This is a genomic window from Bradyrhizobium sp. LM2.9, assembly GCF_054056555.1.
In genome coordinates this window covers 3965834-3990666 of the sequence record NZ_JBSRYJ010000002.1, presented here as the reverse complement: position 1 = coordinate 3990666, position 24833 = coordinate 3965834, and the positions used below count along the sequence as shown (strand labels likewise).

At 64.0% G+C, this 24833-nt stretch carries 20 protein-coding genes and 5 pseudogenes; 8 read left to right on the top strand and 17 right to left on the bottom strand.

Annotated elements, in window-relative coordinates; translation table 11 throughout:
• Window positions 1-75 precede the first annotated feature (75 nt).
• The 5 genes and pseudogenes from ACVWW3_RS20915 to ACVWW3_RS20895 all read right to left on the bottom strand — a co-directional run bounded on the left by ACVWW3_RS20915 (window position 76) and on the right by ACVWW3_RS20895 (window position 4943).
• Window positions 76-1291 (bottom strand): annotated as a pseudogene (locus tag ACVWW3_RS20915) (ABC transporter substrate-binding protein).
• A gap of 701 nt (window positions 1292-1992) precedes the next feature.
• Window positions 1993-2202, bottom strand: a complete 210-nt coding sequence (locus ACVWW3_RS20910) for a hypothetical protein (RefSeq protein ID WP_456672100.1) — start codon at window positions 2200-2202, stop codon at window positions 1993-1995.
• A complete protein-coding gene (locus ACVWW3_RS20905) occupies window positions 2192-2644 on the bottom strand; it encodes a hypothetical protein (RefSeq protein ID WP_456648801.1) in 453 nt (150 codons plus the stop codon). The genes ACVWW3_RS20910 and ACVWW3_RS20905 overlap by 11 nt, the downstream gene beginning before the upstream one ends.
• A 122-nt stretch (window positions 2645-2766) precedes the next feature.
• Window positions 2767-3603, bottom strand: a complete 837-nt coding sequence (locus ACVWW3_RS20900) for a hypothetical protein (RefSeq protein WP_456672099.1) — start codon at window positions 3601-3603, stop codon at window positions 2767-2769.
• Window positions 3604-4186: 583 nt separating this feature from the next.
• Window positions 4187-4943: pseudogene (locus ACVWW3_RS20895) on the bottom strand (ABC transporter permease).
• Here ACVWW3_RS20895 and ACVWW3_RS20890 point away from each other — a divergent pair.
• Window positions 4906-5037 carry a hypothetical protein gene (locus ACVWW3_RS20890; protein ID WP_456672463.1) on the top strand — a complete coding sequence of 44 codons (132 nt, stop codon included), beginning with the start codon at window positions 4906-4908 and terminating at the stop codon, window positions 5035-5037. The pseudogene ACVWW3_RS20895 and the gene ACVWW3_RS20890 overlap by 38 nt on opposite strands.
• Here ACVWW3_RS20890 and ACVWW3_RS20885 read toward each other — a convergent pair.
• From ACVWW3_RS20885 to ACVWW3_RS20860, 6 genes are all read right to left on the bottom strand, one after another.
• Window positions 5015-6277 (bottom strand): ABC transporter permease, encoded by a 1263-nt coding sequence (locus tag ACVWW3_RS20885; protein WP_247442647.1) that lies wholly within the window; start codon window positions 6275-6277, stop codon window positions 5015-5017. The genes ACVWW3_RS20890 and ACVWW3_RS20885 overlap by 23 nt on opposite strands.
• A 253-nt stretch (window positions 6278-6530) precedes the next feature.
• Window positions 6531-7580, bottom strand: a complete 1050-nt coding sequence (locus ACVWW3_RS20880) for an ABC transporter substrate-binding protein (protein ID WP_456648804.1) — start codon at window positions 7578-7580, stop codon at window positions 6531-6533.
• A 73-nt stretch (window positions 7581-7653) separates the two neighbouring features.
• A complete protein-coding gene (locus ACVWW3_RS20875) occupies window positions 7654-8763 on the bottom strand; it encodes an ABC transporter ATP-binding protein (RefSeq protein ID WP_456648805.1) in 1110 nt (369 codons plus the stop codon).
• Between the two features lie 134 nt (window positions 8764-8897).
• On the bottom strand, window positions 8898-10466 hold the full coding sequence (locus tag ACVWW3_RS20870) for a DUF4403 family protein (protein ID WP_247347786.1): 1569 nt from the start codon (window positions 10464-10466) through the stop codon (window positions 8898-8900).
• A 135-nt stretch (window positions 10467-10601) separates the two neighbouring features.
• Entirely contained in the window at window positions 10602-11240 is a 639-nt protein-coding gene (locus ACVWW3_RS20865) for a Vgb family protein (RefSeq protein ID WP_456648806.1), read from the bottom strand.
• A 30-nt stretch (window positions 11241-11270) separates the two neighbouring features.
• Window positions 11271-12491: a helix-turn-helix domain-containing protein gene (locus tag ACVWW3_RS20860; RefSeq protein WP_456648807.1), complete on the bottom strand. Its 1221-nt coding sequence runs from the start codon at window positions 12489-12491 to the stop codon at window positions 11271-11273.
• Between the two features lie 90 nt (window positions 12492-12581).
• Here ACVWW3_RS20860 and ACVWW3_RS20855 point away from each other — a divergent pair.
• Both ACVWW3_RS20855 and ACVWW3_RS20850 read left to right on the top strand, forming a co-directional pair.
• Window positions 12582-13377: pseudogene (locus tag ACVWW3_RS20855) on the top strand (DUF899 domain-containing protein).
• A pseudogene (locus ACVWW3_RS20850) lies at window positions 13374-13625 on the top strand (hypothetical protein); the annotation flags it as partial. The pseudogenes ACVWW3_RS20855 and ACVWW3_RS20850, both read left to right, overlap by 4 nt.
• Before the next feature lie 116 nt (window positions 13626-13741).
• Here the strand turns inward: ACVWW3_RS20850 and ACVWW3_RS20845 are convergent.
• The 3 genes from ACVWW3_RS20845 to ACVWW3_RS20835 form a co-directional block, all read right to left on the bottom strand.
• On the bottom strand, window positions 13742-14050 hold the full coding sequence (locus tag ACVWW3_RS20845) for a GIY-YIG nuclease family protein (RefSeq protein WP_456649780.1): 309 nt from the start codon (window positions 14048-14050) through the stop codon (window positions 13742-13744).
• 262 nt (window positions 14051-14312) lie between these two features.
• Complete coding sequence (locus ACVWW3_RS20840; RefSeq protein WP_456648809.1) at window positions 14313-14741, bottom strand: c-type cytochrome; 429 nt, start codon at window positions 14739-14741, stop codon at window positions 14313-14315.
• A 101-nt stretch (window positions 14742-14842) separates the two neighbouring features.
• Window positions 14843-15550 (bottom strand): L,D-transpeptidase, encoded by a 708-nt coding sequence (locus tag ACVWW3_RS20835; RefSeq protein WP_456648810.1) that lies wholly within the window; start codon window positions 15548-15550, stop codon window positions 14843-14845.
• 274 nt (window positions 15551-15824) lie between these two features.
• Between ACVWW3_RS20835 and ACVWW3_RS20830 the strand changes: the two genes are divergently transcribed.
• The 3 genes from ACVWW3_RS20830 (at window position 15825) to ACVWW3_RS20820 (ending at window position 18498) form a co-directional block, all read left to right on the top strand.
• Entirely contained in the window at window positions 15825-16877 is a 1053-nt protein-coding gene (locus ACVWW3_RS20830; RefSeq protein WP_456648811.1) for a glycosyltransferase family 4 protein, read from the top strand.
• Window positions 16878-16911: 34 nt separating this feature from the next.
• Window positions 16912-17601: a methyltransferase domain-containing protein gene (locus ACVWW3_RS20825; RefSeq protein ID WP_456648812.1), complete on the top strand. Its 690-nt coding sequence runs from the start codon at window positions 16912-16914 to the stop codon at window positions 17599-17601.
• A gap of 237 nt (window positions 17602-17838) precedes the next feature.
• On the top strand, window positions 17839-18498 hold the full coding sequence (locus ACVWW3_RS20820; RefSeq protein WP_456648813.1) for a hypothetical protein: 660 nt from the start codon (window positions 17839-17841) through the stop codon (window positions 18496-18498).
• Between the two features lie 146 nt (window positions 18499-18644).
• On the opposite strand, the gene ACVWW3_RS20815 is transcribed toward ACVWW3_RS20820, so the two are convergent.
• Window positions 18645-20309: an aminotransferase class III-fold pyridoxal phosphate-dependent enzyme gene (locus ACVWW3_RS20815; RefSeq protein WP_456648814.1), complete on the bottom strand. Its 1665-nt coding sequence runs from the start codon at window positions 20307-20309 to the stop codon at window positions 18645-18647.
• A gap of 35 nt (window positions 20310-20344) precedes the next feature.
• Here ACVWW3_RS20815 and asd point away from each other — a divergent pair, with 35 nt between their 5' ends.
• Both asd and ACVWW3_RS20805 read left to right on the top strand, forming a co-directional pair.
• The gene (gene asd / locus ACVWW3_RS20810; protein WP_456648815.1) at window positions 20345-21208 is read left to right on the top strand and encodes an archaetidylserine decarboxylase; all 864 of its coding nucleotides are present in this window, start codon (window positions 20345-20347) and stop codon (window positions 21206-21208) included.
• Between the two features lie 67 nt (window positions 21209-21275).
• Entirely contained in the window at window positions 21276-21842 is a 567-nt protein-coding gene (locus ACVWW3_RS20805) for an NUDIX hydrolase (protein ID WP_456648816.1), read from the top strand.
• Window positions 21843-22151: 309 nt separating this feature from the next.
• On the opposite strand, the pseudogene ACVWW3_RS20800 reads toward ACVWW3_RS20805, so the two are convergent.
• Window positions 22152-23614 (bottom strand): annotated as a pseudogene (locus tag ACVWW3_RS20800) (FecR domain-containing protein).
• 313 nt (window positions 23615-23927) lie between these two features.
• A complete protein-coding gene (locus tag ACVWW3_RS20795; protein ID WP_456648817.1) occupies window positions 23928-24701 on the bottom strand; it encodes a DUF2147 domain-containing protein in 774 nt (257 codons plus the stop codon).
• Between the last annotated feature and the right edge of the window lie 132 nt (window positions 24702-24833).

Here is a 24833-nt window from a genome sequence, read left to right as displayed (position 1 = left end):
GGGCCTTCATCCTCCGAGACGCACGAAGACGCGCTCCTTCAGGATGAGGAATTGACCCCGGCCGGTTAGCTGTCCCTAGTTCCCCTTCACCAGCGGGCAGCCGCCCTTATCGAGCGGGCGGAAGGCTTCGTCGCCGGGCACGGTGGCGATCAGCTTGTAGAGGTCCCACTCGCCCTTGGACTCCTCGGGCTTCTTGACCTCCGAACAGATACATATCGTGGACCATGCGGCCGTCGATGCGGATCTTGCCGTTCTTGGCGAAGAAGTCGTTGACCGGCGTGGCACGCATCTGTTCCATCACCTTCGGCGCCTCGTCGGTCTTGATGGCCTCGATCGCCTTCAGATAATGCATCGTCGCCGAATAGAGGCCGGCCTGGATCATGGTCGGCATGTGACCGACCTTCTCGTTGAAGCGCTTCGAGAAGGCGCGCGTCTCCTCGTTTGTGTCCCAGTAGAACGCGTCGGTGATGATCAGGCCTTGCGTCGACTTGATGCCGAGCGAATGAACGTCGGTGATCTCCATGAGCAAGGCGATCATCTTCTGGCCGCCCTGCGTCAGGCCGAACTCGGCCGCCTGTTTCAGCGCATTGGTGGTGTCGCCGCCGGCGTTGGCCAGCGCGACCACCTTGGCCTTGGAGGCCTGGGCCTGGAGCAGGAAGGAGGAGAAGTCCGACGAGTTGAGCGGGTGACGGACCTCGCCGAGCACCTTGCCGCCGCTCTCCTTGACCACGTTGGCGGCGTCGCGTTGCAGCGCCATGCCGAAGGCGTAGTCGGCGGTGACGAAGAACCAGGTGTCCTCGCCGCGCTTCACCATCGCCTTGCCGGCGACGTTCGACAGCGCATAGGTGTCGTAGGTCCAGTGCACGGTGTTGGGCGAGCAGGCGACGCCCGTGATATCGGACGAGCCGCCGCCGGAATTGATGTGGATCTTGTTCTTCTCGCGCGTCAGCGCCGAGATCGGCAGCGCCACCGAGGACGTCGGCACGTCGAAGATCGCGTCGACCTTGTCGTTGTCGTACCAGTTGCGGGCGATGTTGACGCCGACATCAGGCTTGTTCTGGTGATCGGCGGCGACCACCTGCACGGGCTTGCCGGCGACCTTGGCGCCATAATCGGCGACCGCCATCTCGACGGCGGCAAGCGAGCCCTTGCCGGTCGCGTCCGCATAGAGGCTCGACATGTCCGTGAGCACGCCGATCTTGACGACGTCGTCGGAAATCTGCGCCTGCGCCGCGCCTGACGTGACGGCGAGAGCGAGACCGGCCGCGACCGCGGCGATGAGTTTTTGCATGTAGTTTTCTCCCTCAGTGTTGTTGTTTGGGTTTTGTTGCAGGGGAGGTTCTAGCGGCAATCGGTCGCAGAGGCAAAGCCTAGGATGCGTGGGGAGAGGTGAGAAATAAGCAGGGGGGACGGTGCTGGCTCTCCCCTTGTGAGAAAGGGTAGCTCGCCGCGCAGCGGCGAGACGGGTGCTCGATTGTCGCGGCGCCTGCCAGTCAGGCCGCGCGTGTCATCAGCGTCAAAGCGCAGCTCGCAAGTGCGCTTGTCGCGTGTGGCGTTGATGAAGACGACACGATTGTCGCCAAGGGTCTGCGAGCCGCCATCGATCAACGCGCCTATGAGCAGCAAGCACAGCGCGAGTTGCGCGAACTGATCGCTCAGATCCGCGAGTTCGCGAGCGGGCCACCTGGGAGACGACAAGCATGATGATGATCAAATACCGGCGAAATGGACCCGCGCGATGAGGAGATGAAGCGCGCCACTGATCTCATGCTCGCCTGTTCGAGAAGAACATGAGCACTTTTCCGCTCTCGCGCTATTCACCGCGGCGACACCGTCGCCGTTCGCATCAAGCCGGACGGGACCACGAATGCGGAGATCGCTTCGTTTCTGGAGAGTACCGCGAGGCACATTCGAGCCGGTAAGGCGAGGCCTTACGCGGCGGACAAGCCCTCATGAGCGACAATGTCGACTACACCCGCGCTGTTAACACGATCATACCCCTTCTGGCGCCGGACCAGTCGCCAGGACCCAATCGCGGCCGGTTTTCTCTTTGAGCTTGGCGAGTAACTTAAACAGTTTATCGGCTGTCATAGCGTCGAGGAATCTCACCATTTCGTGCCACTCCGTTGCGCCTCCAATATAGTATTCGAGCGTAAGCTCAAATTTGATCTCGAAGCAGTTATCCCGAACTTCAATCTGCATCGCATTTAGAGATCGAGTGGTGATGGTCACTGTGGGCGAATCTCTTGTTTCTAAACTCGATGATCTGGTCATGGATTCCGCGAAGCTTCTCAGGAAGGGCATCACGCGAGAAGCCACTACTACCGTTTTCACCTAGGTGCAGGCGTACGTAGGTGACTACGAATGCCGTCGTGAGTATCTCGAGGTCCATGAGCGTGTCCATATCCGCGGCAAATTTGTATTCGGCCAGGCGTTTCTGAGCATGCTTCAAGGCTGCCAGGGTGGAGAACGACTTCGATATTCTGATGAATTGCGACAACTCCCTATCGCCAGACTTTAGGACCGCGCGGTGATCGCCCATCATCGCTTGGAAATGGTTTCGCCATTCCTCAGGGAGGAGTTCGAGGGCCTCTTCAGGCACCACATAATATTCTTCAGCTTCATCCACGGATTCGATCGACATGCCTTGTACTTTACACCTGGTCCAATCGGCCATCCCGACCTGTGCGCCAGCTATTCTGTTGGATCAAGGTTGGCCCCGTTCGCAATTTCAGCCGCACTCCTTAACTGAGTCGCTTAGCCGTATTAGGTGGACTCGTTGTGGCGATCGGCCCATTTGAATGACACGGGAATGCTTTTGATGCCTGTAGCCGGGGCAAAAATCTGCTCGGATTCCTCAATGTAACCGCAGAACCGGCTTTCTCGTTTGCTGCCGAATGCATCCGTATAGATAACGACGCCAATGAGATAGAGCTTCTCGCCCGGAGCAAGTTTTTGCTGAGCAGGAGGGAAGTTCTTAGTAACATTTCCATCAAGTATTCGACCGGGAGATATAGTGCGATTGAGTTTAATTGGATTATCAGCGGGACGCGTCAAATCCAACTTGAGGGGCCATGGAGCTATTCTAAAGTCAACGTTGGTCGTGACCTCGTTAGCAGGTGTTTGCCCATCATTGCTCAGCGCAAACGTCGCGCCGCAGACCAGCACGAAGTTTGGATCTCGGTTGAAAGAAAATCCCTTTATGTCAACCGAAATGTAGGCCCGCAATTGACGTTCGGCGGTTCGCTCAGAGAGTTCGATGGCCTTCATCGCGGCATCGACGGACTCTTTGGCGGCGACGGCAGCGCTGAGCGATATCTTAAGTTGTTCTGTTCCGGTAGCTTTCGCATCCCGGACCAAGTGCTGAGTTGCGCGCCAAAGGAATACCGTGGCGAAGCCAAGAACGCCCGTTCCTAGTGCCAAAACCAGCGTGCCGAAGGAGACCCAAAATTTGTCGTGAAGAGCAAAAAAGCAGTAAAAGCCGGCGAACCAAGTTGGCCCCCGATACTCGCAACCCTCTTCGTGCTTTTCCCGGTTTTCGGCCCTGTGTTGGGATTCGTTGGCAGGAGCCGCTGGTCCCTCTTCCTTTGTCTCGTGTCCCACAGCTTCTAGCTGCTCGGCCTTTTGAGTGTCGGAGTCATGGTGGGTTTGGGGTAGCGCTGGCAGGGGGGACAAACAAAGGGCCACGGCTACAATTAGCCACCCGACACCAACCGCAGCCGTTTCATTTCCTCGCCCCTAAATGTCGCCCAAAACTACCCCTTCTAGTTCCATCGCCGCAAGGCACGCCAAGAAGAACGTTGCGGAAAACGTCCCGCTTCACTCGCGCCGACCACGAGGCTGCCTGCCGCGATTATCAGGCCATTCACGAGGTGACGGAGACCGCATGAGCGAGGTGCTCAGGAGCGGAGCCTCTTGGCCTCCCGCGAGATCCGCGGCCTTTGCCATGGGTGCATACTTGATGAGGATTTGTGACCGGCAATGGCGGCCGGATCTTCCGGAGGGCGACTTGAAGTCACGCCACCGCCACGTCAGGAAGGCGCGCAAAACCGTCAATTCCTCTCAGGTATTGTCAAAATCCGTTTGGGACGCCGGCAAGGACACTCGACACCCTCACTTTTGAAATCATTCGCATTTTAGCTGTTGCCCTTCTCCCACAAGGGTAGAAGGAAGAAGACGCCGCCGGTCAGGCGCTGCTGCCCTTGAGCCGGTCGTTGCGCCGGCGCAAGCCTTCCAGTGTGGCGAGGAGGATGACCGATACCGTCGTCAGAATCACCGCAGCTGCCGTGATGGTCGGGCTGATGTTCTCGCGGATGCCGCTGAACATCTCGCGTGGCAGGGTGCGCTGCTCGGGACCGGCCATGAACAGCACGATCACCACCTCATCGAAGCTGGTCGCGAATGCGAACAACGCCCCCGACGCCAGGCCGGGCAGGATCAGCGGCAGGATCACGCGGCGGAACGCGTAAAGCGGCGAGGCGCCAAGCGAGGCGGCGGCACGCGCCAAATTGGTGTCGAAGCTTTGCAGCGTCGCGCCGACCGTGATCACCACGAAGGGCGTCGCCAGCGCGGTGTGGGCCAGGATCAGGCCGAGATAAGTACCGGTCAGTCCGATCGGTGCGAAGAAGAAATACAGGCCGACCGCGGTGATGACACCGGGCACGACGACCGGCGACAACACGAACGCCAGCACGAGCGGTTTGGAACCGGCTGTTCCACTGCGCCAGGCCCAGCGCGGCCAGCGTGCCAAGCGCCATGGACAGCAGGGTCGAGGCGACACCGATGATCATGCTGTTCTTCAGCGAATTCATCCAACGCGGCGAATTGATGAAGTCGTCATACCAGCGCAAGGAGAGGCCCGGCAGCGGATAGGTCAGGTAGGAACCCGAGCTGAAGGACAGCGGCATGATCGCCAGGATCGGCGCGATCAGGAAGATGAACACCAGCGTGGAGATCACGATGGTCGTGGTCCACGCGATGCGCTGGCCGGGCGTGCGGAGGGAGGGACTATTGCTCAATTCTTCATCCCTCCCGTGACCTGCTGGCCCTGCACCAGCTTTCCGTAGACGAGAGCGAGCAGAACAGTGGCGAGCAGCAGAACCGCACCCAACGCCGAAGCAAGGCCCCAATTGGCGGTCTCGGTCGTGTAGAGCGCGATGAAGTAGCTGATCATTTGATCGGCGGCGCCCCCGACGAGTGCCGGCGTGATGTAGTAGCCGAGCGCCAGGATGAAGACGAGCAGGCTTCCCGCGCCGATGCCGGGCAGGGTTTGAGGCAGATAGATCCGCAGGAAGGCTGTGGCCGGTGGCGCACCGAGCGAGGCGGCGGCACGCATGTAAGCAGGCGAGATCGCCTTCATGCTGCTGTACAGCGGCAGGATCATGAACGGCAAGAGAACGTGGGTCATTGCCACGCAGACACCGAAGCGGTTGTAGATCAGGCGCAACGGCGCGTCGATGATGCCAAGCCAGAGCAGGCCGTCGTTCACGACGCCTTTGCTCTGCAACAAGACGATCCAGGCACAGGTGCGAACCAGAAGCGACGTCCAGAACGGCAGCAGGACGAAGATCATCAGCAGATTGGACCGGCCCGGCGGCAGCGTCGCCAACAGGTAGGCGACCGGGAAGCCAAGGATCAGGCAAAGCGCCGTGACGCTAAGGCTGATGATGAAGGTGCGGGCGAAAACGTTGCGGTAGATGGCCTGATCCGGTGGGGCGGCGACGATCGCGCCGTCCACGTTCCGCGTCAGGTCGAGGGCCGACAGAAGGTAAAAGCCGGTCGTCGGGCCACTGGCGTCCTTGATCGTCGTCCAGGTGGTGCGTTCGCGCCAGGCCGGGTTGATCTTGCCCAGCGCCTCCCTGGCCGTTCCGGGCTCCGGCTCCGCCTTCAGATTGCGTGCTGTGCTGGTCAGGATCGTGCGGAAGCCGTTCAGTGCGTAGTTGAGCCGCTTGGCCGCAATGGCGATGGTGCCGGAGGCGCGCGCCGCCAGGATGTCGTTCGCCAATGCCGCGTAGGCCTTTTCGTCCGGCAGGTCCTTGCCGTCCCAGTTGGCGAGAGCAGCGACCGTTTGAGGCAGAACCCGGCGCACCTCCCTGTCATCGACCGAGCGCCACAGCATGCCGGCGATCGGGCCCGCGAAGGTGAAGAGCAGAAACAGCAGAAGCGGCAGAATCAGTGCCAACGCCCTGATCTGGCGCGCGCGCTCCGCCCGCTTCAGGCGGCGCTTGAGCGGCACCGTGGCCAACGCATCGGCGCCGGTTGAGGAGGCTGACGTCACCGGGAGCCCCACTGTGACCGGACATCTCTCGCCATTTTGGCTGTGGCAATGGCGTGTGGCCTTTCGGAGCAACCTGAGCAAGCGCCTCGTCCTTCGAGACGACCGCTTCGCGGTCTCCTCGGGATGAGGCTCTCTGAAGTCGCTGCCGCGCACTCCGTCCTCATCCTGAGGAGCCCGCCTAAGGCGGGCGTCTCGAAGGATGGCCGCGACGAAACTGCTTTCAATGCGCGCCGCACGCCGGTGCTGTCGCGGCCTATTTCGCTGCCCATTTGTTGAAGCGCTCGGTCAGGCGGTCGATGTTCTCGAGCCAGAAGGCAACGTTGATCTCGACCGCGTTCTTGATGTTGTCCGGCGCCGTCGGCAGGTCCTTCAGAACGGCGGGCGCGAGCAGAGCGGCGGCGTCCTTGTTCGAGGTGCCGTAAGCAATGTTCTCCGACAGTTTTGACTGGTTCTCCGCCTTGCCGGCGAAGTCCAGGAACTTGTAGGCCGCGTCCTTGTTCGGGCTGCCCTTCAGGATGACCCAACTGTCGAGGGTGAAAAGCGCTCCGTCCCACACCATGCCGAAATTCTTCTTGTCGTTCTTGTTCGCGGTGTCGATGCGGCCATTGTAGACTGAGGTCATCGCCACCTCGCCGGAGGCGAGCAATTGCGGCGGCTGGGCCCCGGCCTTCCACCAGACGATGTCGTTCTTGATGGTATCCAGTTTCTTGAACGCACGCTCGACGCCATCGTCGGTCGCCAGCACCTTGTAGACGTCCTTCGGTGCGACGCCGTCGGCGATGAGCGCGATCTCCAGCGTGGTCTTCGGACCCTGACGCAAGCCGCGCTTGCCTGGAATCTTCTTGGTGTCGAAGAAGTCGGCCCAGCCTTTGGGGGCCTCCTTCAGCTTGTCCCTGTCGTAGCCGAGAACAAAATCGTAGAGGATGGCGCCGACACCGCAGGGATTGACCGACGGCGGGATATAGGCGGCCTCGCCGCCGATTCTGGAATAGTCCATCTTCTCGAACAGGCCTTCCTCGCAGCCGACCGCGAGTTCGTCGCTCTCGACCTGGACGAGGTCCCAGGTCGCGGCGCCACCCTGCACCTTGGCGCGCAACACGCCGACGCCGCCGTCCCAGGACTCGTCGTTCATCGGAACACCCGCTGCCTTCTTGAACGGCTCGAAATAGACCTTCTTCTGGGCATCCTGATACGCGCCGCCCCACGAAACGACGGTGAGGTCACGCGCCTGCCCGGCCGTTGCCAGCGCAGCGCTGGCGCTGAGCGCCGCGGCGAAACCCAGAGCAATCTTGCGCTTCAGCATGGTCTTGTTCCTTCTTCATGAGAGTTGCGTTGAGGTTGATCGATGCCGGTCCATTTGGAGCTGCAGGGTTGGATCAGACGGGATCGAGGGCCAGGCAGTCCTCGGGGCGGAAGGTGACGAACACGCTTTCGCCAGGTCTTAAGTTGTCACGCGCCCCCGGTTGAAGCTTGACCATGAACTCGCGGTTGCCGGCGACATCGAGCACGGCCAGCGCGTGGTCGCCGAGATATATCGTGTTCTGCACCTTGGCGGGCAGCCGGTTCGGCCCCTCGCTGGAGGTGCGATCCGAGACAATGGCGATTCGCTCCGGCCGCACCGACAGGGAGGTCGATGCGCCAGCGCCTGATACATTGATCGCCCGTGCGGTCACGACGCCGCCACCAGCAAGCGCGACGCGGCAATATTCCTTTTCGATTGTCTCGACAGTGCCGGCCAGCACATTGTTCTCGCCGATGAAGTGGGCGACGAAGCTGTTCACCGGATGCTCATACAGCGCGTCGGGCCTGTCGATCTGCTGCACAATGCCGTCGTTGAACACGGCGATGCGGTCCGACATGGTGAGCGCTTCGCTCTGATCGTGGGTGACGTAGACGACGGTGATGCCCATGGTCTCGTGCAGTTGCTTGATCTCCAGTTGCATCTGCTCCCGCAGGCGCTTGTCCAGGGCGCCCAGGGGCTCGTCCATCAGCACGAGTTGCGGATTGAACACCAGCGCGCGGGCGAGCGCCACACGCTGCTGCTGACCGCCGGACAGCTGCCCGGGCCGGCGCTGCGCCAGGGTTTCCATCTTGATCATGCGCAAGGCCGCCTTTACGCGCTCCTGCGTTTCCGCCTTGTTCGTGTTGCGGACGGATAGCGGGAAGGCGATATTCTCCGCGATCGTCAGGTGCGGAAACAAGGCATAGTTCTGGAACACCATGCCGATGTCGCGCTTATGTGGCGGCACGTTCTTGATCGGCCTGTCCGCGAGGTAGATCTCGCCGTGGGTCGGAACCTCGAAGCCAGCCAGCATCATCAGCGTGGTCGTCTTGCCCGAGCCTGACGGGCCGAGCAGGGTGATGAACTCGCCCTTCCTGATGTCGAGATCGAGGTTCTTCACCACGAGGAACTCGCCATCATAGGTCTTCTGAATGCCGGAAAAGCGCACCAGCGCCGGCGCGGGCGTGACCATGCCGGCTTCCATGTGTCCTCGCGGTGTCCTCTACAGTGCCGTCGGCACCTCGTTCGAGATTGCGAAGAACAGCTTAGCATCCTCCGACGAGAATGCCAGCGGCGCAAGCGACCAAGTCGCGGGCGAGACCCGTGAGTGAAGGTTCACTACATCCCCGACAGTTTCGTTACGGACACATTCAGCGTGCCGCCGGCTTCCGCGATGATGCGCAGCGTCTTGGAATCGAAGGCGATGTCGGCGAGGGTCAGGCTGTCGATCTTCGCGTCGACCTTGACGCCGTCCTCGCTCTTCTGGAAGTCGGCAATCACGGCCGCGACCTTCTCGCGCGCATTGGCGGCGATCGGCTTCAGATCAATCGTCGCCTTCTGCACCAGCGCCTGTTGCATCTGCGGCACCACCGCGCGCGCCGCGGCCCCCAGCAGACCGAAGGCCGCCTCGGACTCCACCGCGAGCTGGATGTCGGCGAGCCGCAGCGTCTGCTGTGCCTGGTCGAGCATCGGCCGGCCCCAGATGTGCACGGTCGCTTCGGCGCCGAGACCGAGCCAGCTCTTCTTCTCCTTGGCGCGTACCAGCAGCGAGATCAGCAGGCGCTCGCCCGACGGGATCACGTTGACGCTCTTGACGGTGACGTCCACCGGGCCGGAGCCGTCCTCGGGATAAGTGTGGCCGACCATCTGCGCCGCGACCAGCTTGTTGATCTCGGTGAAGGGCACGTCGATGGGAACACCGATGTTCACGCCGGTGCCGGTCGGCGGCACGATCGAGATCTTGTCGGGGAACGGGCAGTCGGGCTTGGTCGGGGTAGCGGTGACGCGCGTCTCAAGCTCGAGGCCCATCAGCAGGGTCACGGCCTGCGCGTCGACGCGCGGCTGCGCCGCGATGGCGCGGATCGGCTTCATCTCCAGCCAGAGCGACGGCAGCGCGGCCGAGGAGCCCGAGCCTTGCAGCGCGATCGAGCGGCAGGCCTTGGCCCATTGCACTTTCGCGTTCTCCCGCAGCGAAGGATCGTTGCGGATGCGCTCGGAGACGATGTTGATCTGCTCGCCGACATTCTTATCGATCAGCGGCTTCACCTGCGCCGGTACGTTGACCTTGGCGCCCGCGACGTTGAGGTTGGTGTCGCCGAGATTGACCTGGGCACCGAGATTGGGCTCGAGGTGCCAGTTGGCCGCGAGCTTCGGTCGCGAGGTGACGACCACGTTGCCCTTGATCTCGGCGCTGGCGTTCAGATTCTTGATGTTGACCGCGCCGATCCGTTTCGCTGCGTCACCGCCGAGCACGCTGCCGAGTGCTTCGCCGAGCGCGCCGGTCGCCTTCGACGACAGCGAGCCTGTCACGTTCAGCTTGCCGTTGAGCGGCGTCGAGATTGTCAGCACGTCCTTGTCGCCGGCAGCCGACATCGGTCCGCGCACGGCGGACCAGCCGATGTCGGCGTCCTGCAGGATCTGTGAGATCGGGTTCTCGGCCTTGCCGGCGAAATTGCGCGGCGCGGCCTTCTCGGCCTGCTCCCGGATCGCCGACAGCGCGATGGCGACCGGCGCCACCACGATTGAGCTCTTCGCGACCGGCGGCAGCGGCGGCAATTGCGCGACCGGTGGCGCGGAATTCGTCGCCCGCGGCGACAGCCAGTCCATCGCCTTCAGGCTGACGAAGAACGACGCCGCGAGCACCACCACGGCGATCAGCACAGTCTTCAAGTTCAGCGTTAGTCGCATCAATCCCCCAGGCCGCCCGGGGCAGAAGTCTACAGGGCAGGCGAGGAGGGCGCTAGAGCGCACCGATGGGGTGGAATTGGGGCGAACAGGTTAACGGCCGCGATGCGCCGTTGCCGCGCATTCGTTAGTGCGCACCTAGCTGCGCTTGGGACGGCGGACCGCTCTCACATTGCCGCGACTGCCGCCGCCGCAGAAGAAGCGGTCGCCGCCGTCGGACTCCAGTCCTGACACCATGGTCCCGGCGGGCAGGTCGAGCTGCTCCAGCACCTTGCCGGTCTCGGGGTCGATCCGTCTGATGTCGCTGTCCTCGCCTTCCCAGGTGCCGTGCCAGAATTCGCCGTCCACCCAGGTAACCCCGGTGACGAAGCGCTTGCTTTCGATGGTGCGGAGAACCTTGCCAGTCTGGGGATCCACCTGATGGATCTTGCGCTCCCGATACTGCCCGACCCAGAGCGAGCCCTCGGCCCAGGCCAATCCGGAATCGCCGCCGCCGCCAGGTGCCGGGATGGTGGCGAGCACCTTGCCGGTCGCAGCGTCAATCTTCTGGATGCGGTCCTCGGCGATCTGGAACAGGTGCCGGCCGTCGAACGCCGTTCCCGCATGCGCGGCGACATCGATGGAGCGGGCGATCTTGCCATTGGCCGGATCGACCGCGTTCAATCTGTCGCCGGACGCGAACCACACATGGGCGCCGTCATAGGTGACGCCGTGCACGGCATCGACGCCCGCAAAGGGCCCGTATTCCCTGACGATCTCGGCGGCTGAACGCTTCATGTTGCTCGGTCCCTGTGGTGTGACCCCACCTTACGTCTTCAGGAGCGGTCCGGGGAGTAACAAGCCTGTCGGGAAACCCGGGACGGGCGGCGTCATCCAGCGCCGCGCCCGGCCGTGTCCGAAGGACTGCACCTTGTTCGACCGCGCCAGTTCTTCGAGGGCACGCTGCACGGTGCGCGCGCTCGTTCCCAGCGCCAGCGCGAGGGCCGAACTCGCCCAGGGCTCGCCGTCGGAGAGGAAGGCGAGCACAGTGGCGTGCTTTTCTTCGACGGGCCGTGCCAACACCAGAACTTGCCGCGTCTTGCGCGGTGTCAGCGCAAAACCGCGCCTGGTCGCGCTGACATCGGCGAGCGGCTTGAGCTTGGTGCGGAGCCGCCCGATTTCGACGCGAAGCCGGGCGCGATGCGATTCGTCGACGTGCCTCGCCTGAAAAGCTGCTGTGATCAAAGCCTCCCGCGAGACATCCGCGGGCCAGGCCTGCGCCAGGACGCGGGCGAGCGCGAACAGCACCGGCCGCCTTCCGAGCGGCACGACGATGCCGCGCCTGCGAACCGCGTGATGAAACGTATCCACCACGAGCGCCTCTGATGTCGCGAGGTCCTCGACCTCCTCGGGCAGCAATGGCCGTTCGTGCCCGCGCGTGATCAGGCGCGCTGCGGGCGTGTCGAGCACGAAGGTCGTGATCTCGACCTCGGCCGCAAGCGCGGGAATGCCGGCCTGCCGTGCTGCGCGCACCGCGCGGCCGACCGCCACGCGCGCGTCTTTCGTTCTGAGCCGCCTGAGGGCGATGCCGGCGATCACGAGCTCGCGGACGACCTGCGAAGCCGGGGGGAGCGGCGTGGTCTTGATCTCGGCCAGCGTGCTTTCGGCCTCGTCGAGGCGCCCGACGAGAAGAAGACGGCGCGCCTCGATGTGACCCGCATGGGCCGCGTTGGCGAGGTCACCGTGGCTTGCGAGCGTCGCCCGCGCGGCCGCGAGCGTCTTCGCCGGCCAGTTCAGGTCGCGCGAGACGAGCGCGATCTCGGCTTCCGCGACCACGCATCTTGCGCGCGCGACCGCCTCTTTCGGCCCGAAGGCGCGTGCGGCACTCCGCAGCAGCGTCTTCGCCTTCGCGAGATCGCCGAGCTGCGCCATCGCGATGCCGCGCAGCGCCAGCGAAGGTGCATCGTTGCGCAGCGCAACGCGGTTCAAGGCGCCGAGCGGATCGCCGGCTTCGAGCGCGCGCGCCGCGGCCGTGATCAGCGACTCCATTCGAATCCCGCCACACTTGTTACTCCCACTCCGCAACTGTCCGGTGCGAGAAATCGTTGACGGCCGACAATGTGCGGAAACAGGAGAGCCATGATGACATCATCAGAAAACGCAGGAACTAACAGACAGGCTGCCATGCAAACACCGCCGGTGGTGTCGCCGCAGGACTGGGAGGCCGCCCGTCAGCAACTGCTCGTGAAGGAAAAGGGCGCATACCCGTGCCCGCGACGCCCTGGCCGCCGAACGCCGGCGCATGCCGTGGATGGAAGTCACCAATACCTATGCGTTCGAGGGGCCCGGCGGCAAGGTCAGTCTGCCCGACCTTTTCCAGGGCCGGCGGCAGCTGATCGTCTACCGCGCCTTCTTCGAGCCTGGGGTGTTCGGCTGGCCCGATCATGCCTGCCGCGGCTGCTCCATGGTGGCCGACCAGGTCGCGCATGTCGCGCATCTGAACGCCCGCGACACCACGCTGGTATTCGCCTCGCGCGCGCCGCAGGCCGATATCGCACGGTTGAAGAAGCGGATGGGCTGGACCATGCCATGGGTCACCATCACCGACAGTTTCGATGCCGATTTCGGCGTGGACGAATGGCACGGCACGAACGTGTTCTACCGCGACGGCGACCGCATCTTCCGCACCTACTTCGTCAAGAGCCGTGGCGACGAGCAGATGGGCGGCACCTGGAACTATCTCGACATCACGCCGCTGGGACGGCAGGAGGTCTGGGAGGATTCGCCGAAGGGCTATCCCCAGACGCCGACCTACAAATGGTGGAACTGGCACGACAGCTACACCGAAGGTGCGGCGCCCGACAAGAAATGGGTCGAGATCTCGGCCGCCGGCGAGAAGGCTTTTCGCGAGGAGGCCGCAGGCGAAAGGAAATGACCCATCCCGTCAGCGCGGTCCCCAGTGCAAGCCGCGACGGCATCGCGGCCGCGCGTCACCTTGCGAGATGGCTGGGGCTGGCGGCCACGCCCACCTTCGCGATCATGGCCGTGCTGACGGCCGTGCTCGGCGGCGGCCCGGCGGACATGCTGTGCGCCGCCGGACACGAATCTTTGCTGGGCGGGATGGTGCCGATGTATCTGCTGATGAGCGCGTTTCATTCGGCGGCATGGCTGAGGCTGATCTCGGGTGGGCCGATAGGCGCTGTCTCACATCGTGCCCGCCTCGTCCTTCGAGACGCGCGCAAGAGCGCGCTCCTCAGGATGAGGCTCAACTACTATCCTGCGGCCGCACGCTCCGATCCTCATCCTGAGGAGCCCGCCGCAGGCGGGCGTCTCGAAGGATGATGAGATCCGCGCTTCGCTAGCTCATGCAGCTCGGAAAAATCGCCGCGCATGAAGGCTTCCTTCTTGGCGCGGCTCCATTTCTTGAGCTTCCGCTCACATTCGATCGCATCGGTGATGCGATCGAACCATTGGGAAAAGACCAGCGTCACCGGCCTGCGCGACTTCGTATAGCCGGCGAATGTCCCTGCGTTGTGCTGGGCGATCCTGATTTCAAGTTCGGTTCGCGTCGTTCCGATGTAGTAGTTGCCATCGGCACATCTGAGAATGTGGAGGTACGCGCCATCGGTCGTCGTGCCCGCCTCGTCCTTCGAGACGCGCGCAAGAGCGCGCTCCTCAGGATGAGGCTAACTGGCAGTTGCGGACTGGCGCAAGCATTATGGACATTCGTTGCCGCGTCGATTTGCCAGACAGACGCCTCGCGGCCACACACTCCGCCCTCATCCTGAGGAGCCCGCTGCAGGCGGGCGTCTCGAAGGATGGCCACGATCACCGACTCCAAACGAAGCGGCCCCTGCATCGCGGGGCTGGTTACTGCGAAGCCGCCTGCAAATAACCAACCACCTTCGCCGCTTCCTCCGCCGAGACGCCGCCATAGGGCTGCATCTTGTTGCCGGACACGACCTCGTCCGGCTTGACCATGAAGCGGGTGAGTTTGTCCTGGTCCCAGACGAAGCCGGCTTCTTTCATCGACGGAGAATAGTTGTAGTTCGGCAGCGAGCCGGCCTTGCGTCCGACGATTTTATTGAGGTTGGGACCCAGACGATTGTCGCCCTCTTTCACCGAGTGGCAGGTACGGCAGGAATTGTTGAAGGCCTGCCGGGCTGCGTCGTCGCTGTCCGGCTGCTGTGCCAGCGAGGCGGGCGCGGTCAGCAGCAGCGTCAATGCGCCGGCGCGGCTCATCCTGCGCAGCCATGTGCCCGGCGTCGTTTGCGGGCGTGATTGCATTTGCGCCTCCATCGGGGATCGCGCCGCAGCACGCGCGCGCATCGGGATGCCGAGGGCAAACGAAAACGGCCCCGGTGGGTTCCGGGGCCGTTTGCGTCACAATGTCCTGCCGCTTACCGTGTCGCGGCTCCGAGGTCCGCGCGGCGTTCCGTCATCGGCAGCACGATCACCTTGGTGCCGACGTTGACGCGGGAGTAGAGGTCCGCGACGTCGTCATTGGTCAGGCGGATGCACCCGGAAGACACGTGCTTGCCGATGGTCTCGGGCGCGTTGGTGCCGTGGATGCGGTAAATGGTGCCGCCGAGATACATGGCGCGTGCGCCGAGCGGATTGCCGGGGCCGCCGGCCATGTGGCGCGGCAGATAGGGCTGGCGGGCGATCATCTCCGGCGGCGGGGTCCAATCCGGCCACTCGGCCTTCTTGGTCACCGACTGGGTGCCGGACCAGGTGAAGCCGTCACGGCCGACGCCGATGCCGTAGCGCATCGCCTGCCCGTTGCCGAGCACGAGATAGAGATAGGTGTTGGGCGTATCGATGATGATGGTGCCCGGCGCCTCACGCGTCGCGTAGGAGACCGTCTGGCGACGGAACCGCGCCGGCGTTTCGACAGCGTCATGATCTTCGGACGGCGCGGCCTGATAGGGCGCGGCTTGATAAGGCTGGTATGGCTGCGGCGCTGCGATCGTCGGCAACGGCTGGAAGAAGGGGAAGAGCTGCACGGGCGCGGCCTTGGCCGGGCCGGCGAACGCGATCGCGGTCACAGCCACTGCGCCAAAAGCAACGGCGCGCGAATAAGTCTTCAACATGTCCAGATTGATCATTGGTCGCCCCTGTTTGCGCGGTGTTCTTAGTCACCCCGGCACCGTTTCGGTGCTCTGTTGCGTAGATCACTAACGGCAAGAAGTTTCGGGACGTTTGCGCGGAAAACCGAAAACGGTTTCATGGCGGAAAGGATTGTTTCATGACGGTTTTCGTGGCTGCGCGGACCCGTTAACGAACAAAACAGCGGGCCGACATTTCTATGACGTCACACGCCTGAAATATCCGTGGTTGATGGTCCTAAGCCGAGAATCATCAAACTCTCGGGATTTCCCCATGCGGGTATTAATCGCGACTGACGCCTGGCATCCGCAGGTTAACGGTGTGGTCCGGACGCTGACCTCGCTGGCTGGTGCCGCCAAGGCACTGGATGTCGAGATCGACTTCGTCACGCCGGACGGCTTTCGATCGTGGCCGCTGCCGACCTATCCGGGGCTGCGCATTGCCCTGCCGAGCGGCAAGGAGATCGCGCGGCGGATCGAGCAGGCGGCGCCGGAAGCCCTGCACATCGCGACCGAAGGGCCGATCGGCTGGGCGGCGCGAGCCTATTGCCGCCGCAACCGGCTCGCCTTCACCACCTCCTACACCACGCGTTTTCCGGAATATGTCTCGGTGCGGACCGGCATCCCCGCCGCCGTCGGCTATGCCGTGCTGCGCCACTTCCACGATGCCGCCGCCATGACCATGGTGGCGACGCCCTCGCTGCGGCAGGAGCTCTCCGAGCGCGGCTTCAAGCGGCTCGGCTTCTGGACACGCGGCGTCAACACCGAGCTGTTTCATCCTGACTCGCCGGCAAAGCTCGATTTGCCCGGACCGATCTTCATGACGATGGGCCGCGTGGCGGTGGAGAAGAATCTCGAGGTTTTCCTCTCGCTCGACCTGCCCGGCACCAAGGTCGTCGTCGGCGACGGCCCGCAGAAGGCCGCACTTGAAAAGAAGTACCCCGATGTCGTCTTCCTCGGCGAGAAGAAGGGCGCCGATCTCAGCGCGCATCTTGCCGCCGCCGACGTGTTCGTGTTTCCGAGCCTGACCGACACGTTCGGCGTGGTGCAGCTCGAAGCGCTCGCCTGCGGCACGCCGGTTGCGGCGTTTCCGGTGACGGGTCCGAAGGATGTCATCGCCGATCATCCGATCGGCGCGATCGATCACGATCTGCGTACCGCGTGCCTGCGCGCGCTCACCATGTCGCGCGAGACCTGTCGTCATTTCGCGCTGGAGCGTTCCTGGGAAAACAGCGCGCGCCAGTTCGTCGGCAACCTCACTTCACTTCAACCCAGCCGTGCCTTGCGGGCCTCGCCGGTCATGGCGCGGCGGCCGGTGCGCGGCTGATCTCAACCGTTCGACCACAGCGAGAACCCCATCGATGGCTAAGATCATGAACCTTGACGGCACCCAGCAGCTCGACCTCACCCGTGGCACGGTCGAGCAGGCGTATGACCGCTGGGCGCCGGTCTACGACCTCGTGTTCGGAGGCGTGTTCGCCAAGGGTCGGCAGGCCGCGATCGCGGCCACCAACAAGATCGGCGGCCGCGTGCTCGAGGTCGGCGTCGGCACCGGAATCTCGCTGCCGCTCTACGCGCCGCATCTGCGCATCTTCGGCACCGACATTTCCGAAGCGATGCTCGACAAGGCGCGCCAGCGCGTCGCCGAGGGCAAGCTGGGGAACGTCGAGGGCCTCGCGGTGATGGATGCCGAGAAGCTCGAATTCCCCGACAATTCCTTCGACGTCGTGATGGCCCAGTATGTCGTCACGGCCGTGCCGAATCCGGAAGTCGCGCTCGACGAATTCGCGCGCGTGCTGCGTCCGGGCGGCGAGCTGATCATCCTCACCCGCGTCAGCGCCGATACCGGCATGCGCCGCTTCATCGAGCAGAAGCTCCAGCCGGTGGTGCGTCCGCTCGGCTTCCGCACCGCCGAGTTCGCCTGGTCGCGCTACGCCAAGTGGCTGGCCGGTGCCGACGGCATCGAGCTTTCCGAGCGCCGCCTGATTCCGCCGCTCGGTCATTTCTCGCTGGTGCGCTTCCGCAAGATCGACGTCGCCAAGGCGGCTTGACTGCCGCTCCTCATGGTGAGGAGGCGCGCAAGCGCCGTCTCGAACCATGAAGGCCCACGCTGCTGCACTCGGGCCTTCATCCTTCGAGACGCGCGTTCCGCGCTCCTCAGGATGAGGGGAGAAAGTAACCGTGCGTCATCGCGCCGCTGCACATCGTCACATGACAAAATGATGATGTCACACGGCCTACACCGAATCCCTGTAAATCCTGAACCCGAAAGCATTTTGGGGGAGAGCATGATCAAGAATTATCTCGAGCAGCTGCGGATCCAGCGCTGGGACGACCATCGCTACTATCACCACAGCCGCATCAATCAGAGCCTGCACTTCGTCAGCGCGCTGAGCTTTCTGTTCGCCTATGTCTGGCTGTTCGTCGACCCCATGATCTCCGCGCTGGTCGGCTGGCTGGTGTCGATGACCTCGCGCCAGGCTGGTCACTTCTTCTTCGAGCCGCACGGCTACGACCAGCTCAACCAGGCGACGCACGAGCACAAGGAAGAGATCAAGGTCGGCTACAACCTTCGGCGCAAGGTGGTGCTGATGTCGATCTGGGCGCTGTCCCCGGCGGTGTCGTTGGTCGATCCCACGCTGTTCGGACCGTTCACCCCCTGGGCGGGCGCGACCGACTTCATGCGGCAAGTCGCCAAGATATGGCTCTTCGTCGGCGGCGGCGGACTTCTGTTCCGCACGGTCCACCTGTTCTTCATCCGCGACGTCGAGACCGGCCTCGTCTGGATGACGAAGATCCTGACCGACCCCTTCCACGATTTGATGCTCTACCGCAACGCGCCGCTGGCGCTGCTGCGCGGCGAGTTGATGGACCCCGGCCTGCATCTCAACCCCGAGCACACGCTGGGCCTGATCGGCGAGTCCACGCTCGAAGAGCACCACGCCTGAGCACGCCGCGCAGATCCGGCATTCCGATGTCTGATGGTTGCATCATGCCCGGGCTTGTCCCGGGCATCCACGTCTTCGATCTCTCGCGCGGAGACGCGTGGATGGCCGGGACAAGCCCGGGCATGACGGCGTTGGAGGAACTAACCTCAGCGCCCGAAGCGCTTGGCCAGCATCTCTTTCAGGATCTGCCGCTTGATGGTCTTGTTGGTGAGGACGCCATCGTGCCACCAGAAGTCGTCGGCCTTCATCTTTTCGGCTGCGCGGACGAAGCGCTCGGCGACTTCGGTGAAGTCGGCGTCGGTGTAGTTCAGGCTGAAGATCAGCCGTCCGGTGCCGACCCAGCTCAAGGACAGGCCTTCCGCGCGCAGGTAGTATTGCAGCATCCAATTGTAGCGGGACGGCGTGGTGTACTTCACCGTCCAGATCGACGAGAAGTTTGCGAACCGCACCGGAAGGTCAGCATCGGTCATCGTCCGGTTGAGCTTTTGCGCGCGGCCGTTCCAGGTCTCTTCCAGTCCGTCATAGACAGCGCGGAAGTTCGGGCTGGCGAGCCGGCTCAGAAACTCGTCCATCGCCGTCATGACGTAGGGGTGCGAGTTGAAGGTGCCGCGGGCGAAGCAGACGTCGGCGGGACGATCGTCACGGAAGCGGCGCATCAATTCCTTCTTGCCGCAGACCACGCCGATCGGCAGGCCGCCGGCAAGGCTCTTGCCGTAGGTCACCATGTCGGCACGCACGCCGAAATACTCCTGGGCGCCGCCTGCGGCGAGACGGAAGCCGACGAACACCTCGTCGAGGATCAGAACGATGCCGCGTTCGGTGCAGACCTCGCGCAGCTTCTTCAGCCATTCGGTGTAGGCGGCGCGATCGAAACTGCCGCCGCGGGACGAGTCCACCAGCGCGGAATCGCCGGGTGCGCTGGCATTCGGATGCAGCCCCTGCAGCGGGTTGACCAGCACGCAAGCGATGTCTTTACGCGTACGCAGCACATGCAGCGTCTTCTCCGACATCTCGGCGAGAGTGTAGGTCTCGTGCGCGGTGATCGGGTTGCCGACGCCGGGCTGCACATCGCCCCACCAGCCGTGATAGGCGCCGGCGAACCGGACAAGATGCGTGCGCCTGGTGTGGTAGCGCGCGAGCCGCACCGCCTGCATCACGGCTTCGGTGCCGGACATGTGGAAGGAGACTTCGTCGAGGCCCGAGATCCGGCACAGCCGCGCCACGTTCTCGAGGATGACGGGATGGTAGGGGCCGAGCACCGGTCCGAGCGCCTGTGCGCGCTTCTCGGAGCCCTCGATGCACTCCTTGTAGAAGTCGTTGCCGAAGATGTTGACGCCGTAGGACCCGGTGAGGTCGTAGGAGGTGTTGCCGTCGACATCCGTGACGGTGACGCCGCGCGAGGACTCGGCGAAGGTCGAGGTGCCCAAATGCTCGCGGACGAGACGCGAGAACTGGAACGGCACGCGGTAAGTCTCGGTGAAGTGCAGGTCGGAGATTTTCTCCGCCGCTTCCTTCGTCATCGCGCGGCCCTTGGGGTAGCGCTCCGCGTAGAGGGCGGCGAGACGGAAGAAGGCGTCCTTGCGCTGCGTTGCGACGTTTGCCGGCGCGCCGTCGCAGGCGAAGTACGCATCGCCTTCGAATTCGTAGAACGGGACCAGCTTCGCCACCTGGCGCGACATCTTGGAATGCCCGGAGAGCGAGCGATGCTTGGCGCGGGACAGCTCCAGGCGCGCTTTGAGCTTCGGGAAGGCGGCGGCAGCGGACGCTGCGGCGGCCACGGACAAAGAGAGAATCGGGAGTGTCGTTTCCATGACAACAAGCGCTAATACTGCGAGCTGACAGATTCATGACAGTCAAAGCCCTCATCGCTTCATTCACCCAGCAGGAAGACCTCAACTTCCTGTTGACCAACCGCGTCCCCCGCGCGGCCCTGACCCGCTTCATGGGCTGGTTCTCCAAGATCGAGAATCCGCTTGTCCGGGACTTCTCGATCGCACTGTGGAAGCTGTTCTCCGACCTCGATCTGTCGGAGGCGCGCAAGACCCATTTCAGGAGCCTGCACGATTGCTTTACCCGGGAGCTCAAGCCCGGCTTGCGGCCGTTCGATCCCGATCCTGCGGTCGTCGCCAGCCCGTCCGACGGCATCGTCGGCGCCCATGGCCGGATCGCCGACACCGAGCTGTTCCAGGTCAAGGGCGCGCCTTACTCGCTGCTCGATCTGCTCGGCAATTCCGCGCTGGTGGACCAGCACCGCAACGGTTCCTTCGTCACGCTGCGGCTGACCTCGAGCATGTATCACCGCTTCCACGCGCCTTGTGACGCATATATCGAGCGCGTCACGCTGATCCATGGCGACGTCTGGAACGTCAACCCGATCGCGCTCAAGCGGGTCGAGCGCCTGTTCTGCAAGAACGAGCGCGCGGTGATCCGCACGCATTTGCCAACCGGCGAAGCCGTGACGCTGGTGCCGGTTGCCGCGATCCTGGTCGCAAGCATCCGCCTGCATTTCCTGGACATGGTGCTGAATGCGAAGACCAGAGGGCCGGTCAATTTTCCCTGCGACGTCAACGTGAGCAAGGGCGAGGAGCTCGGCTGGTTCGAACACGGTTCGACCATCATCATGCTCGCGCCCGGCGATTTCACGTTCTGCGACGGCATCGCCGAAGGCACGCGCATCCGGGCTGGTCAAGCGCTGCTGAGAAAAAACTAGCCTTCAATCCGCCGCGTCGACCGCCTATATCGTTCGCGGGGACGTTTCTACGACTAGGGATCTGGTGATGGCACGGGCGCCGGTCATGGCGGCGGGGGGTATTGTGCTGCGGCGTGGTGCGCCGCCGCTGATTGCCGTCGTGCGCCAGCGCAAGCGCAACGAATGGGTTCTGCCCAAGGGCAAGCTCGACGACGGCGAGACGCCGAAGCAAGCCGCGCATCGCGAGGTGCTGGAAGAGACCGGCCACGACGTCGCTATCCGCGAGTTTTTGGGCACGCTCGCCTACCAGTCCGGTGGTCGCTCCAAGGTCGTGCATTTCTGGCGCATGGAGGTCGAGGGCGGTCCCGTCCGCAAGCTGATGAGCGACATCAAGGCGGTCGACTGGCTGACGCTGGAAGACGCGCTTGCGCGCCTGTCGCGCGAATATGAGCGCGCGTTCCTGGTACAAGTCGGCCCGATCGCACTCGCTGCGGCCGGGCTTGCGCCGGCCGATGCGGAGCCGACGCCGCCGTTGGCAAGCGGCGATGTCGACGCCGCGATGCAGACCCGGACACCGGTAGAAGCCGCCTCCAGCGACGAACTGCGCCATGGCCTGTTGCAGAAGGTACGAGCGTGGTTGCGCGGTGAGGCGTGAGTTCTCATCGTGCCGCGCTTGCGGGCGCGTAAGCATCCGCGCGGGCTGATACGGTTGGGGAGAGCGCACCAGCTCTCTCCAAATCGTCATTGCGAGCGCAGCGAAGCAATCCAGAATCTTTCCGCGGAGGCACTCTGGATTGCTTCGCTGCGCTCGCAATGACGGAGAGGAGGGAGGCTGATTGCGCTCGACGTCAATCCTCATGGTGAGGAGCGCGCATTGCGCGCGTCTCGAACCACGAGGCCCAACTGTGGCCTCGCCCTTCGAGACGCTTGCTTCGCAAGCACCTCAGGGTGAGGGGCGGCACAATCACCGCCGCTCCTTCTCCTTCGGAGCGGGCGCCGGTTTGCGTGGCGCTCCGGGTCGTTGTGCGCCCGGCAGGCGTTGCTGGAATCCGCCCGGGCGCTGCAGGCCTGGCTGTTGACCGGCGGGCGGCTGCCCCGGCTGCATGCCGGTGCGTGGCAGTTGCAGCTGCTGGCCGGGCTGCTGCTGTGTCCCGCCCGGCGGCGGCGCGACTCCTCCGGGGTGAGTTTGAATTTGTCCACCGCGCTGCGGCTGGGTTTGCGGCGCGCCGTTAGGCTGCGTGCCTTGCCCGCTGCGTGGCGCACCTACCGGACGTCCCGCGCCTTGCTTCTGGCCTTGCTGTTGCTGACCCTGACCCGCGCGCGGCGTGCCCGGCTGCACGGCGCCGCCTTGGCCTTGCCCTTGGCCCTGCCGCTGCGGTGGCTGGGCGCCTTGACGGTTCGGTGCGCCCGGCTGCTGCTGGCCTGGACGGTTGTTCTGACCGGGCTGGCCGTTCGGCCGCTGCGGCTGTTGTCCGGGCGCCGTGTTCGGCCGCAATTGCTGCTGTTGCGGCGCGGCTGGAACGGACGCGGGATGCGCGGGCTCGCGGTCGGATTGGCGCGGCGGAAGTCGCGCTGCTCGATGACGATCTGCCGGCCCGTGGTCTGCGCCAGATGCACCTGGCTGACGAAGCCGCGGTCGCGCGCGATCTGCTGTGGCGCGATCGTGATCGGCACCGCGGCAAAGCGCATGACGCCAGCAGCGGCCGCACCCGGCCGGATCGCAAAACCGCTCGATCCTTGCGTCAGTGCGCCGAGCCGCGTCCCGCTCGTGCGGTCGTCGACATCGATGTGTCCGACCCGGCCGTCGGCGTCGGGATAGAGCTTGATGTTGACATTGTTGGCGTTGTTCGCGGCCGCGCCTTCCGGCACGTCGATGACGCCGGTGGTGCCGCGGATGCCGAGCGTCGCCGTCGGCGTCGTGATCTTCATGTCGCCGGTCTTTGCCACCGCCGCAGCGACGAACGCGACGGTGCCCTTGCCGATGTCGAAGGCGCCTGCGTTCTGCTTGCCGCCGTCCTCATAGACGTAAGTGTCGATGGTGATCTTGGCGCTGGCCGACAGATTGAATGTGGTCGCGTCGTTGAAGGTAATGCCGAGCGAGGAGTTGGACGAAGTCTGCACGACGTCGTTGAGATAGATGTCGTCTCGCACCCGCAGCGGGTAGGAATTCCTGTCGCGGATCACGGTCGCGATGCCTGTCACCGTCGCGACGTTGCCGATCGGCTCGACGGCGGCGGACTGCGCATCCGTCGCGGGAGCGGGTGAAGCTGAGGGCGTCGGAGAGGGGGCGGGCGTCGGTTGTGCTTGCGGCTGCGCCTGCGCAAGCTCGATCGCATCGGATGCGAACGCAACACTCGCACAGGCCGGTGGCAACGCCAGCAGCACAAGCGCGAACACGAGGCGGCGCCAAGCCACGATAAAAGTCACGAAGAGGTCCCGGTGAGAAACGCGAGGCGAGATCGACCGATATCAGCCAGATACAGCTGAACGGCGGATGAATGTCTATCGCACGGGAGCGGTGAACGTTCAAATGCAACTCTTTCCCCTCATGCTGAGGAGCGCGCTCTTGCGCGCGTCTCGAACCATGCCGGCCCGGCTCTCGATCCCGGGCCTTGCCCTTCGAGACGCCTGCTTCGCAGGCTCCTCAGGGTGAGGGGATAACGTGAAGCTGTCGCGCGAGATCCCGGGTCGATGCTTTGCATCGCCCGGGATGACGATAGTATGGGACGACGGTGGTGCGTCAGCTCACGCGCTTCCAGGTCTGGCCGCCGCAGAACATGCCGCCGAAGGCGCAACCCTGCACGCGCATTGCATTCGGGCCCTTCATCGCGATGGTCGAATCGTAGTTCTTGCCGGAGTCGGGGTCGTGGATGCGGCCGCTCCACTTCGCGCCCTCGGGCTTCATGTTGATCAGGATGCGCTCGTTGGTCTTCGCGGCGTAGCCGCAGAGATTGGCGCCGCACTGTTCGACGCGGACATTGCCCTTGTTCTCTTCGGTGGCCCAGACGCCGATCGGCGTGTTGGCGGCAAGCGCAGGCGCGGCGACAACCGGAGCCGGCGCAACCGCGACCGGCGCGGGGGCGGCAGCGGGAGTCGCAACGGGCGCAGTCTGCGTCGTGGTGTCGTAGCCGGCGGCCGGGGCAGCGGCAACCGTCGTTGCCGGAGCGGCGATAATTGGAGCCGCCGGTGCGGTCGCCTGTACCGGGGCCTGTTGCTGCACGGGAGCCGGCGCGGGCTGCGCGGTCGTGGCCGGAGCCGGCGTGGTGTCGATGTCATCGTCCTTGGAGCCAAAGTCTTTGGAGCCAAGGCCCTTGAGGTTGATGTTGTTCAGCTTGATCGGCTTGTCCGACAGGCCCGGTGCGACGATGGTCACGCAGTTGAGCGAGGCGCAGTTGCGCGGCGTCTCGATGCGGATGTGCTGGCCTTCGATCTGGAACGAGAGCGAATTGCCGGCATGCGCGGCGGCGGTCGAAGCGAGGAAGAGGGCAGCGGCGGCGATGGTGAGCTTGTTCATGACAACCTCCGAAAAATGTGTGGTCCCGACAGGACTGAAGTCACCCGTGGATGAAGCGTGCTTCGACCCTACGCCGGGCCGATCGAGCGTTCTGTGATAGATGTCACAACGGCTCGCCGCCGCTGGGTGAGG